This is a genomic window from Streptomyces typhae, from assembly GCF_009755605.1.
Lineage (GTDB): Bacteria > Actinomycetota > Actinomycetes > Streptomycetales > Streptomycetaceae > Streptomyces > Streptomyces typhae.
In genome coordinates, this window is record NZ_WPNZ01000011.1 from 159,933 (window position 1) to 172,375 (window position 12,443).

9 protein-coding genes are annotated in these 12,443 nt (G+C 73.3%); all 9 read right to left on the bottom strand.

What is annotated here, in order from left to right:
* Positions 1 to 24: 24 nt before the first annotated feature.
* Positions 25 to 1,425: an alkaline phosphatase family protein gene (locus GPA10_RS21100; RefSeq protein ID WP_157166855.1), complete on the bottom strand. Its 1,401-nt coding sequence runs from the start codon at positions 1,423 to 1,425 to the stop codon at positions 25 to 27.
* Positions 1,422 to 2,630 (bottom strand): metabolite traffic protein EboE, encoded by a 1,209-nt coding sequence (eboE, locus tag GPA10_RS21105; RefSeq protein ID WP_157166856.1) that lies wholly within the window; start codon positions 2,628 to 2,630, stop codon positions 1,422 to 1,424. Before eboE ends, GPA10_RS21100 begins: the two co-directional genes overlap by 4 nt.
* A 3-nt stretch (positions 2,631 to 2,633) precedes the next feature.
* Entirely contained in the window at positions 2,634 to 3,482 is an 849-nt protein-coding gene (locus tag GPA10_RS21110) for a TatD family hydrolase (protein WP_157166857.1), read from the bottom strand.
* Positions 3,482 to 4,210 (bottom strand): EboA domain-containing protein, encoded by a 729-nt coding sequence (locus GPA10_RS21115; RefSeq protein ID WP_343041169.1) that lies wholly within the window; start codon positions 4,208 to 4,210, stop codon positions 3,482 to 3,484. The genes GPA10_RS21110 and GPA10_RS21115 overlap by 1 nt, the downstream gene beginning before the upstream one ends.
* On the bottom strand, positions 4,207 to 5,175 hold the full coding sequence (locus tag GPA10_RS21120; RefSeq protein ID WP_425505795.1) for a sugar phosphate isomerase/epimerase family protein: 969 nt from the start codon (positions 5,173 to 5,175) through the stop codon (positions 4,207 to 4,209). Before GPA10_RS21120 ends, GPA10_RS21115 begins: the two co-directional genes overlap by 4 nt.
* A gap of 209 nt (positions 5,176 to 5,384) precedes the next feature.
* Positions 5,385 to 6,602 carry a UbiA family prenyltransferase gene (locus GPA10_RS21125; RefSeq protein ID WP_246259513.1) on the bottom strand — a complete coding sequence of 406 codons (1,218 nt, stop codon included), beginning with the start codon at positions 6,600 to 6,602 and terminating at the stop codon, positions 5,385 to 5,387.
* A 274-nt stretch (positions 6,603 to 6,876) separates the two neighbouring features.
* Positions 6,877 to 8,394 carry an inositol-3-phosphate synthase gene (locus GPA10_RS42585; protein WP_343041170.1) on the bottom strand — a complete coding sequence of 506 codons (1,518 nt, stop codon included), beginning with the start codon at positions 8,392 to 8,394 and terminating at the stop codon, positions 6,877 to 6,879.
* Between the two features lie 103 nt (positions 8,395 to 8,497).
* Complete coding sequence (locus tag GPA10_RS21140; RefSeq protein WP_157166859.1) at positions 8,498 to 9,913, bottom strand: ThuA domain-containing protein; 1,416 nt, start codon at positions 9,911 to 9,913, stop codon at positions 8,498 to 8,500.
* Positions 9,914 to 9,928: 15 nt separating this feature from the next.
* Complete coding sequence (locus GPA10_RS21145; protein ID WP_343041171.1) at positions 9,929 to 12,412, bottom strand: PQQ-dependent sugar dehydrogenase; 2,484 nt, start codon at positions 12,410 to 12,412, stop codon at positions 9,929 to 9,931.
* Positions 12,413 to 12,443: the final 31 nt, after the last annotated feature.

Below are 12,443 nucleotides of genomic sequence, written 5' to 3' on the forward strand. Positions count from 1 at the left end.
TGCGTACCGCGGGCTCGACGGGAGTCAGTGCAGCCCGGCGAGCCGGAGCAGCAGTGATTTCACATCCGTGGCCGCGACGCGGCCGTCGACGGCTCGGGGGGTGGAGCACAGGATGAGCGGTCCGGAATCGAGGTCGTCGCTCGCGGGGAGGCGGCCATGGCTGCCACGAATAGGTGACGGGTCGAGGGGCACGACCGCCATGCGGTAGCGCATGCCGAGCTTCTTGCGGGCCAGGGCGCCCGCGGCCTTGACGCGGACATAGGGGTCCTCGGGGTCCATGAAGAGCTCGACCGGGTCGTAGCCGGGTTTGCGGTGGATCTCGACGAGCTGCGCGAAGTCGGGTGCGCGGGCGTCGTCGAGCCAGTAGTAGTACGTGAACCAGGCGTCCGGCTCCGCGACCGCGACGAGTTCCCCGGCGCGGGGGTGGTCCAGGTGGTGGGCCTTCTTGCCCTCGTCGTCGAGGAGCTGGTCGATCCCCGGCAGGTCCGCGAGCGCGGCGCGGGCGGCCGCCAGGTCCTCCGGTTTGCGTACGTAGACGTGGGCGATCTGGTGGTCGGCGACGGCGAAGGCGCGGGACGCCATCGGGTCGAGGTACTCCATGCCGTCCTGGGTGTGCACTTCGAGGAGTCCGGCCCGGCGCAGCGCCCGGTTGATGTCCACGGGCCGGCTCACCCGGGTGATGCCGTACTCGGACAGGGCGACGACGACACGGCCCTCCGCCTTCGCCTGATCGAGGAGTGGGGCGAGGGTGGCGTCCAGGTCGGCGGCGGCCTGGTGCGAGCGCGGGTCGTCGGGGCCGAAGCGTTGCAGGTCGTAGTCGAGATGAGGGAGGTAGCACAGGGCGAGGTCAGGCCTGCGGGTGCCGATGATGTGGCGGGTGGCGTCCACGATCCAGCGGCTGGAGACGATGTCGGCGCCAGGGCCCCAGAAGTGGAAGAGGGGGAACGTGCCGAGCTTGGCGGTGAGTTCGTCGTGCAGGGCCGGGGGTCGGGTGTAGCAGTCGGGCTCCTTGCGGCCGTCGGCGTAGTAGACGGGCCTGGGTGTCACGGTGAAGTCGGTGTCGGCGCCCATGGCGTACCACCAGCAGATGTTGGCGACGGTGTAGCCGGGATGCGCGCGGCGGGCGGCGTCCCACAGCTTGTCACCGGCGACGAGCCCGTTGTGCTGGCGCCACAGCAGTACGTCACCGAGCTCGCGGAAGTACCAGCCGTTGCCGACGATGCCGTGTTCGGCGGGGGTGGTGCCGGTGAGGAATGTGGACTGGGCGGCGCAGGTGACGGCTGGCAGGACGGTGCCGAGGTGGGCGCGGGAACCGGACCGGGCGAGGGCCGTGAGGTGGGGCATGTGGTCGAGCAGCTGGGGGGTGAGGCCGACGACGTCGAGGACGAGCAGCGGGGTCGGACGGTCCTGGGCGGGAGGTGTCATGGCAGTTCCTTCAGACCGAGTTCCGTCAGGAGGTCACGGGCGAGGATGAGTTCGGCGGCGATGCCGTCGGCGAGCTGGGGGCGGGCGCGCGGGCGCAGCTCGGGCGGGAGGGCCTGCCAGGTGTACGTCTCGACTTCGAGGTGGTGGGTGCGCGGGTGCGGGCCGCCGACGAGCCGGGTGAGGGTGTCCTTGAGGACGGGGAGCGTGGAGGTGAGCGGCGCGGCGGGGGACGCGTGCAGGGGGACGTGGAAGTGGGACCGCCAGGGGGCCGAGTCGGGCAGGGTCCGGCGGGTCAGGGCCTCGCCCAGGTCGTCGGTGCCGCGCAGGGCGGTGGCGACGAGGGTTCCGGTGGTGCCCGCGCCGCCGGGTGCCCCGGTCAGGGTGCGGGTCTGGTGCAGGAAGCGGGGTTCGTCGAAGGCGGCGAGTGCCGCGCGGACTTCCGGCAGATGGGGGTGTTCGGCGTGCAGGGCGGCGGAGAGCTGGGACTTGACGATGGGGATGCCGGCGGTCCCGAGTGCGTCGAGGGCGGTCGCGGGGTCTTCGAAGGAGGTGGCGAGGTGGCAGGTGTCGACGCAGACGCCGATGCGGTGGTGTCCGACGGCGGTGAGGGGGGCGATGGCGTCGCCGGTGGTCTCGACGGTGCAGCCCGGTTCGGGTTCAAGGCCCACGCGGACGGACTTGCCGGTGAGTTCGGCGAGGGCGTCCAGGCGGTGTGCCAGCGTCCGCAGGGCGGAGTGGGCCTGCTCGGCGCGGTCGGCGTCGAAGGCGGTTCGCCAGGCGAGCGGCAGCGTGGAGATGGTGCCCTCGGTGACGTCGTCCGGCAGCAGCTGGACGAGGACGCGGGCCAGGGCGGATGTGTGGTCGAGTCGCTCGGCGTCGGCCCAGTCCGGTTTGTACACGCGGTACTTGACCTGTTCGGCGCCGAACCCCTCATACGGGAAGCCGTTGAGTGTGACGACCTCCAGGCCGCGCCGGTCGAGTTCGGTGCGCAGTCCGCGCAGTGCGGCCAGGTCGGTGACCAGCGCGTGGGCGGCGTCCTTGGCGAGCCACAGGCCTATGCCGATGCGGTCGCGGCCGAGCCGTTTGCGGACGGGCTCGCAGTGGTCCCGCAGTTGGGCGAGCACGCCGTCGAGGGTCTCGGCGGGGTGGACGTTGGTGCAGTAGGCGAGGTGGACGGTGGAGCCGTCCGGGTGCCGGAAGCGCATGGGTCACTCACCGCCGCGCAGGATGGAGTTGCCTTCGTGCGTCGGTCCGGCGTCGGTGACGTCGAGGACGAGGCGGCCGCTGAGCCCGTAGAAGGCCACGGGGTTGCGCCAGAGGACGCGGTCGACGTCGTCGTCGGAGAATCCCGCGTCCAGCATGGCGTCGCCGACCTTGCGGGTCTTGAGCGGGTCGCTCTTTCCCCAGTCGGCCGCGGAGTTGACGAGGACCTGATCGGGGCCGTACTCCCGCAGGATCGCGACCATCCGCTCCTCGTCCATCTTCGTGTCCGGGTAGACCGAGAATCCGAGCCAGCACCCGGCGTCCTTGGCCTCCTTGACGGTGGTCTCGTTGAGATGGTCGATCAGGACGCGTTCCAGGGGCAGCGGGGACTCGCGAACGACGTCGAGGGTGCGGCGCAGCCCTGTCAGCTTGTCCCGGTGCGGGGTGTGGACGAGGGCGGGCAGTTCGTGGTCGGCGGCGAGTCCCAGCTGGGCGGCGAGCGCGTGGTCCTCGGCGGGCGTCATGGAGTCGTAGCCGATCTCCCCCACGGCGACGACGTTGTCCTTGACGAGGTAGCGGGGCAGCACGTCGAGGACGGGTGCGCACCGCGGGTCGTTCGCCTCCTTGGGGTTCAGCGCGATGGTGCAGTGGTGGGCGATGCCGTACTGGGCGGCGCGGAAGGGTTCCCAGCCGAGGAGCGAGTCGAAGTAGTCGACGAAGGAGGCGGGCGAGGTGCGGGGCTGGCCGAGCCAGAAGGCGGGCTCGACGACGGCGCGGACACCGGCGGCGTACATCGCCTCGTAGTCGTCGGTGGTGCGGGACGTCATGTGGATGTGGGGGTCGAAGATGCGCATCAGGACTCCTGCTCCTCACCGGTGGACGTCAGGGGGTCGGCGTGGCGCTGGGGCACGCCGGGAGGGGTGGCGGCCGGGCCCGGTGGGTCCGGCGCGTCGGTCAGGGCGAGGACCCGGTACAGATCGCCGGGGACGGTGCGGCCGGCGGCGGTGCGCTCTGCGGCGTAGTCGCCGAGCATGCGGGCCAGTTCGATGTCGCCGTGCGAACGCCGGGCGAGGTCGGCGACGGAGTCCACGGGCACCCCGGTGAACAGGCACTTGAGGACGGCGTGACGCCAGTCGTGCGGGGGCAGGTGCGTGGCCGCGTAGGGGCCGAGGGCGGTGGCGACGAGCCGGGTGTCGTTGGTGCGGAGCGCGTCCTCGACCAACGGCAGCGCTTCGGGGCCCGGTACCAGGTGCGGCAGGGCGGTCAGGACGGCGCGGCGTTCGGCGGCGGTGCCCTGTTCGTACAGCCTGATCAGGGTGGCGGTGTCGGCGCGGGCGGCGTGCAGGAGGACGAGCCGGGCTGCGTCGGCGTGGTCGGGTCCGCAACGGCGGCCGGCTTCGGCGAAGCGCAGCTCCCACACGGGGGCGGCGAGACCTGGGGAGGGGAGGTGGGCGGACTGGCCGGTGTCGGTGGCGGGGCCCACGGTGGCCTCGGCGGTGGCCTGGTCGAGCCAGGCGCGGGCGGCACCGCCGAGGACGGCTTCGAGGCGCGAGTGGAGCTCGGCGACGGAGGGGGCGGTCACGAGGGTCCTCCCTGGGGCGCCGTGCCATCGGCCGGGACCGGGGTCGCGGCTGGACGGTGACGGTCGGCTCGACGCAGGAACTCGAGGGAATGGGCGGCGAGTCGGGGGCCCGCGTGGGAGTGGCGGGGCAGTTCCACGACGGTCAGCCCTTGGTAGCCGGTGGCGGACAGGGCGCTCAGGACGGGAGGGAAGTCGATCTCGCCGTCACCGAAGGGAAGATGTTCATGGACGCCCCGGCGCATGTCCTCGATCTGGACGTGCCGGAGCCAGGGCGCGGCGGCGCGGACGCAGTCGGCGGGCGACTGTGGTTCCAGGCACTGGCAGTGCCCGATGTCGAGGGTGAGGCCGAGGGGCTCGGGGTCGCCGAGGAGACCGCGGAGGTGGTGGAAGTCGGCGAGGGTGGCGAGGAGATGGCCGGGTTCGGGTTCGACGGCCAGCGGCACGTGGGCGCCGGACGCGGCGTCGAGGACGGGGGTGAGCGCGTCGGTGAGGCGTTGCCAGGCGGTGGCCTCGGTGGTGCCTTCGGGGGTGATGCCGCTGAAGCAGTGCAGGGCGTGGGCGCCCAGGTCGGCCGCGACCTGGACCGCGCGGACGAGCAGACGTACGCGCCGGGCGCGGTGTTCGGGGTCGGGGTCGAGGAGGGAGGGGCCGTGTTTGCGGCGGGGGTCGAGGATGTAGCGGGCGCCGGTCTCGACGGTGACGGTGAGCCCGAGCCGGTCCAGGCGCCGGGCCACGTGACGGGTGCGGGCGGCGAGGTCGGGCGCGAGGGGGTCGAGGTGCATGTGGTCGAGGGTCAGTCCGACACCGGAGTAGCCGAGGTCGGCGAGCAGCCCGAGGGCGTCGTCGAGGCGCAGGTCGGTGAGGCCGTTGGTGCCGTAGCCGAAGCGGAGGGGGGCGGCGGGGAAGGCGGGGCCCGCCGGTGCGACCGCGCCCCCCGGGGCGGGGGGCCTCGCGGGTACCGGGATGTTCGCGCCCGGTGCCTGGCCGACCCGCTCGCGGCCGGGGGCTTCCGGGGACGCGGCCACGGTGCCCGACGCCACGGCTGCGGTGCCCGCCGGCACGGCTGCGGTATCCGCCGGCACGGTCGCGGGGACAGTCCTCTCCGTGGCCGCACCTGCCGTCCGGGCCTGAGTGCCCGGGTCCCCCGCGGGCGGCGCCACGCCGCCGTCGTCGCTCACGTGACACTCACCTTGCGTGCGAAGCGGCGGGCAGCGGGAGCGAGAGCCGCGGTGACCAGGGCGGCGCCGAGGGAGCCGGAGCGGGCGGCAAGGGCGGCCTGCAGAGGAATCAGGGCACGGATGCCGCCGCCTACGGCACGTTGCGTCAGAGGAGGTGAGGGATTCAGGGTCGCGTGGAGATAGGGCCGGGCGGCGGTGCCCGCGTAGGCCGTGGTGAGGGCGACGGTGGTGCCCGGCAGGACGGCGGCGGACACGGTGCGCCGGTCTGCCGGGGGCCAGGGGGCGGACGCCACGGCGCGGCCGAGGGCCAGGGTCGTGACGAGGGCACCCAGGGGCGCTCGGGTGGAACCGCCCTGCGTCTCGTTGCGGGAGACGGCGGTCACGGCCAGGGTGTGCGCGGCGAGGGTGGCCGCGGCGGGCAGGGCGGCGCGGGCCGCTGCTGCGGCGGTGTGGCGGAGGGCGCCCGAGCTGTGGGCGTCCGTGCTGCGGGCGCTCGTGCTGTGCGTGCCCGTGCTCCGGGCACTCGTGCTATGCGTGCCCGTGCTGTGCGTGCCCGTGCTGTAGGCGCCTGTGCCGTGGACGGCCGTGCTTGGGGGCAGCAGTCGGTCCGGGCCTGGCTGGGGTGGGTGTGGGCCCGGCTGGGGCGAGCGCAGGTCCGTCCGGGGCGGGTGCGGGCCCGGCTGGGGTGGCTGGGACGGGTGCGGGGCCGTCGAGGGCGGGGCGGATGTGGGTGCGGGTTTGCTCGGCCGTGGGGGCGTCCTCGTGGTGGTGTTCGTGGCCACGGCTCCGAGGAGCAGGTCGAGGCCGCGTGCCGCGGCCATGGTGGCGGGGCCCGCGGGGGTGTGTTTCAGGCCCAGGTCGTAGGCCCAGACGGTGCCTGCCAGGGCGGTGGCGGTCGCCAGGGCGGGGCGGCCCGCGCGGGCGGCCAGGGCCAGGCCTCCGGCGGTGAGGGCCACGGCGGCCGTGAGTGCCGCCGCCGGGGTGACGCGCCCGGAGGGGATGGGGCGTTGGGGGCGGTCCACGGCGTCCTCGGCGCGGTCGGCCCAGTCGTTGAGGGCCATGCCGGCTTCGTACAGGCAGAGGGAGGAACCGATGGCGAGCAAGGTGCCCCGGCCGGGGCGCAGACCGGTTGCCGCGGCGCCCGCGAGGGCGTCACCGGGGACGGTGAACAGGGCGGGGAGACGCAGGAGTTCGGCCCAGGCGCGGAGGTTCATGCGGCCTCCCCGAGTCGCGGCGACACGGAGCCCGGGTGCGTCGTCCGCCCGGGGCGGAGCCCCCATGGCCCAGGGACGGCTCCCCGCGCACCGGGGACAGCTCCCCGCGCACCGGGAACGGCTCCCCGCCCACCGGGAACGGCTCCCCGCGCACCGGAGTCGGCGCCCGGCAAGCCCAGGGCACCCCTGCGCCGAACGGGTCCGACGGCCAAGGGGACGGGGCCGCCCACCACCGGACCGACGGCAGGTCCCGGCGGGCCGGGGCGACGCCCCCTCATGCCTCCACCCCCTGCTCCCGGAGGCGGGCGGCGAAGGCGAGGAGGGCGAGGTGTTGGTCGGGCAGGGCGGAGGAGGCGCCGGGGTCGGGGTCCTTGAAGTAGAAGGCGAGTTCGGGGCGCGGGCCGGTGAGGCCGGTTTCGTGGGCGCGGGCGAGGAGGCGGGCCAGGTCGAGGATCAGGGGGGCGGCGAGCGCCGAGTCGCAGCCCTGCCAGGTGGTCTGGAGGGTCATGCGGGTGCCGAGGAAACCGTCGAAGGCGATGTGGTCCCAGGCGGTCTTCCAGTCGCCGAGGGCGGGGACGTCGTCGATGTGGACCTCCCCTTCGGGGACGGTGCCGAGGGTGTCGGCGAGGACGCGTTCCTTGCCCGCGTTCTTGGCGGCGGCCGCGGCGGGGTCGGCGAGGGCGGCGCCGTCGCCGCCGCCGAGGAGGTTGGTGCCGGACCAGGCGCGGACAGCCAGGGCGCGCTGGGCGAACATCGGCCCCAGCACGGAGCGGAGGAGGGTCTGGCCGGTCTTGCCGTCACGTCCGGCGAAGGGCAGCCCGGCGTCGGCGGCGAGGGCCGCGAGGGCGGGGTGGTGCAGGCCGGTGGAGGGGGTGAAGTTGGCGTAGGAGGCGCCGGCGCGCAGGGCGGCTGCGGCATAGAGGGAGCTGGGCGGCAGCCGGTCTCCGGAGCCTGGGGCGGCTCCAGGCGCGGTACCCGGGGCGGGGACGGGGCCGGGCCCGGAGGCGGGGCTGGAGCCGGGCCCCGAGGCGGAGCCGGGCCCAGAGCCGGAACCGTGCCCAGAGGCAGAGCCGAAGCCGGGCCCCGACCCGGACGCAGGGACGGCGCCTCGGGCGGGGCCGAGGCCGGAACCGGAGGCAGCGTCTGAGGCGGACCCGAAAGCGGGGGCAGGGCCAGGAGCGGGGCCCGACCCGGGAGCCAGGTCGGAGTCGAGAGCGGAGCCAGGCCTAGGAGTGGGGCCAGGCCCAGGAGTGGGCCCGGGCCCGGGAGACGGGTTGGCGTCGAGAGGCAGGGTGAGGGGCGGAGTGGGGGTTGGTTCGGTGGAGGCGACGTTGATGACGACTACGCGGGCGAGGTGGTGGCGGTGGGCGAAGTCGCGTATCTCGGCGGCGAAGGCGGCGATGAGTTCCTCGTCGCTGCGGGTGTCGCCGGGCAGCGGCCCGCCGGTGCGGATCTCGGCGTCGGCGGCGGCGAGTTCGGCGTGCACGGCGGCGGGCAGGCCGTGCGGCAGGACGCCGCCGGCGGCGAGCTGTTCGGCGCGCTTGGGCAGCGGGCACTCCAGGGTGTCGTGTCCGCCGAAGACGAGGGAGGAGAGGGGCGGGAGTGCGGAGCCGGAGAAAGGCGGGGTCTCGGTGACCAGGCCGGTGGGCGGGTGCAGCCCCGCCGCCATCGCCGCGCAGCCCGCGACGGCTGTCGTGGCGACGGAGCCGCGGGCTCCGATCAGCCACACCCCGGTGGGGCCGGTGCCGGAAACGTGCGGGCCCCCGGTGGGGGAAGGGGGTTCGGTGGACACGGCTGCCTCCTGTCGTGACGCACATGCGGTCGGCGCCCGTGCGCTGCGGTGCGCGGCGGGCAGGACGGTGGGCGGAGGTCCGGCGTCCTCCGCCCACCGCCGTCTATCGGCCGCCCACCTCCTCGGTGGCGGCCAGTTCCTTCACCCGGATGTCGCGGAAGGTGACCTGGTCGTCGGCACCGTGGTTCTGGATGCCGATGTGGCCGTCCCGCAGGCTCCGCGCCGGATCGGTGTTGGTGAAGTCGTTGATCTTCACGCCGTTGAGCCAGATCTGCAGGCGCTCGCCCTCGACGCGGAGTTCATAGGTGTTCCACTCCCCCGGCGGGTTCAGGGCCCGGTCGCGGGCGGCGAGGTCGGCGGACTTGAAGCCGTAGACCGAGCCGGTGGTCTTCTCGGGGACGTCGGTGGCGTCGATCTGGATCTCGTAGCCGTGGTCCACCGCCGTCCAGGGGTCGTCGGAGGGCGGGAAGCCCACGAAGATCCCGGAGTTGTCGTCCTTGTCGGTTCCCGTCATCCTCCAGTCGAGCTTCAGGGAGTACGCGCCGAACTGCTGGGGCGCGTACCAGAGCAGGCCCATGCCTCCCACGGACGTGATGGTCCCGTCGTCCTTGCGTGCGAAGGATCCCGGGCCTGCCTGCTTCCACCGGGCGAGGGACTCCGCGCTGCCGTCGAACAGCGGCTTGTAGCCCTGTTCGGGGCGGCAGTCGGCCTGGACGGTGCCCGTCGCGTAGCGGATGCCGCCGCCGAGGTGGCGGCGGAAGGCCGGGTCGGTGAAGGACTCCTCGGTGTGCCCGCCGCCGGTGTAGAAGGAGCGGCCGGGGGTGCCGTCGACGGAGCCCTGGCACCAGGCGATCGGATGGTCGCCGCCCATCGAGCCGCCGCTGTAGGAGGACTCGTCGAGGGAGGCGAGGACGCGGCCGCGGTCGCGCGGGTTGGAGCGGTAGTCGTACCACTCGTCGGTGCGCTTCCACACGGCCCCGAGGTGGGCGGTGGCGGGATGGGCGTGGTCCTCGACCCGGACGTCGGCGGGCTGGATCGCCGGGTGCGACTGGAACCAGGCGCCGGCGAGGCGGCCGTAGAAGGGCCAGTCGTACTCGGTGTCGGCGGCGGCGTGCACGCCGACGTAGCCGCCGCCCGCGCGGATGTACTGCTCGAAGGCGGACTGCTGCCGCCCGTTCAGGACGTCGCCGGTGGTCGAGAGCCAGACGACGGCGTCGTACCGGGCGAGGTTCTTGGCGGTGAAGGCGGCGGCGTTCTCAGTGGCGTCGACCGTGAAGCCGTGGGTGACGCCCAGGTCCCGTACGGCGGCGATGCCTGCGGGGATGGAGTCGTGGCGGAACCCGGTGGTCCTGGAGAACACGAGGACGCGTTCGCCCGCCTTCTCCTTGCCCTGGCCCGCAGACTCGGCCCCCTTGCCCTGGCCCCTGGTCTCCGGATCGGACGCCGCCGGTCCGGACACGCAGCCGATCAGGAGGGCGGCCGCCGCCGTCGCGGTGTACAGCCGTGCTGTCGCGCGCATGGGGTGCTCCCTTCCTCAGCCGGTGGTGAAGGTGAAGTCGTCGACGTCGTAGAGCGCTCCGGTGCCCGAGCCCTTGAAGACGAGGAAGAGCGTCGTGGTCCCGGCGGGGGCTCCGGCGATGGGGGTGCTGACGTCGGTGTACGTCTCCCACGATCCGGTGGGGTCGACCTTGGCGCTGCCGAGGAGCGTGCCGTCGGCGGAGCCGCTGCGGATCTCCAGGGTGCCGCCCGACCCCGCGGAGGCGACACGTGCGGTCAGCTTCGTGGCGTTGCTCAGGATGTACGGCTTGAAGGAGACCCAGTCGCCGTTGTGGATGTCGCCGACGGTCCTGCCGCCGTGCGCCGGGGTGTGGTTGATGACGGACACGCCCTTGGAGTCGCCGTAGTGCTCGCCCTGGCGGTGCCGGGTCTGGGTGACGCTCTGGTCGTGGGTGGTCAGCGCGGGCTGGCCGTTCGCGCCCTTGTCGGTGTACTCGGCGTCGAAGACTCCGAAGATGTTGGCGTTCGGGTCGTGCTCGCCGTCCGCGGAGGTCTGCAGGGTGCCCTCGCAGCCGTTGGCGGAGGTCACCGGGTGGCCGTGGCTGTCGTGGCCGAGGATGTGGGTGACCTTGACCTTGGAACAGTCGACGGGCCCGTCCTCGGGGTCGCTCACGGTGACCTTGAAGGGCACCTTGTCACCGAAGGTGAACAGCTGCCCGTCACCGGGGAGTTCCAGCTTGACGGTGGGAGCGGTGTTGCCGACGGTGATGTGGGCGCTGGAGGTGCCGCTGCGGCCGGAGGGGTCCTTGGCGGTGACGGTCGCGGTGTACGTGCCGTTCTTGCCGTAGGTGTGCGCGGGGTTCTGCTCGGTGGACGTGGTGCCGTCGCCGAAGTTCCAGGCGTACGTGAGGGAGTCACCGTCCGCGTCGGTTCCCTTGGCGGTGAACTGGGTCTCCAGGGGAGCCTGGCCGCTGGTGACGGACGCCGATGCCTCCACGACCGGAGAGTGCCCGCCGGTCGCGTTCTCGATGCGGTACAGGGCGGAGTTCTGGTCACCGTTGAAGTAGCCGGTGCCGTAGTCGAGGACGTACAGGGCGCCGTCCGGGCCGAACTCCATGTCCATGACCTGGGTGCCCGCCCACGGGAAGGCGTTGATGGACTTCACGGTGCCGTCGGTGCCCTGGTCGATGCGCTTGATCCAGCGGCGGCCGAACTCACCGGCGAAGAAGTCCCCGTCGTAGGCCTGCGGGAACTTGACCGGGGAGTTCAGGTTCGCGTCGTAGCGGTAGACCGGGCCGCCCATCGGCGACTCCGAGCCGCTGCCGAACTCGGGGACGGAACCGCCGTCGTAGGGGATCCAGGCGGGCTGCGCCGCGGGCAGGTCGGTCAGACCGGTGTTGCGCGGCGAGGTGTTCTTCGGAGCGGCACAGTTGAAGGCGGCGCCGGAGGTCTTGGTGGCGAAGTCGTAGTCGACGTACGCGTCGTTCTTGCCGGTGCAGTACGGCCAGCCGTAGTTGCCGGGCTTGGTGACGCGGGCGAACTCGACCTGGCCCGCGGGGCCGCGCTTGGGGTCTGCGGCGCCCGCGTCGGGCCCGTAGTCGCCGACGTAGACGATGCCGGTGGGCTTGTCGACGCTCATCCGGAAGGGGTTGCGGAAGCCCATGGCGTAGATCTCGGGGCGGGTCCTGGCGGTGCCCTTGGCGAAGAGGTTGCCCTGCGGTACGGAGTACGAGCCGTCCTGCCTCACCTTGATGCGCAGGATCTTGCCGCGCAGGTCGTTGGTGTTGGCGGAGGAGCGCTGGGCGTCGTACGCCGGGTTGCGGTTCGCGCGTTCGTCGATCGGGGTGAAGCCGTCGGAGGCGAAGGGGTTGGAGTCGTCGCCCGTCGACAGGTAGAGGTTGCCCGCCTTGTCGAAGTCGATGTCGCCGCCGACGTGGCAGCAGATGCCGCGGCTCGCGGGGACGTCGATGACCTTCTTCTCACCGGCGGTGTCCAGGGTGCCGTCGGCCTTCAGGACGAAGCGGGACAGCCGGTTCACGCCGTCGAACTTCTTGAATTCGGCCGCCGTGCCCTCGTTGGGGGCGTCGCCCGCGGGAGTGCTCAGGGGCGGGGCGTAGTAGAGGTAGACGGCCCGGTTCTTCCTGAAGCCCGGGTCGACGGCCACTCCCTGGAGGCCCTCCTCGTCGTGGGAGTAGACCGGGATCTTCCCGGCGACCTTGGTCTCGCCGGCGGCGTTCGTCAGGCGGACCGTACCGTCGCGGGAGGTGTGCAGGACCGAGCGGTCGGGGAGCACGGCGAGCGTCATGGGCTCGCCCGTCTCCGGCTCGCCCTTGGCGAGGGTGACCTGCTGGAAGTTCTCTGCCTTCGGCTGCGCGGCGGTTCCGGGGGCGGTCTGGGGGCGGGCCTGCGGTTCGGCCCGCGCGCCGGCCTGGGGTGCGGCGAAGGTGAGGGTGGCGGCGGTGAGCAGGGTTCCGGTGAGCAGGGCGAGGCCTCTGCGGTGGGGTGGGCGGAGTCTGTGCACGGGGTCCTCCGGTCGGGGGCCGTTCGCTGTG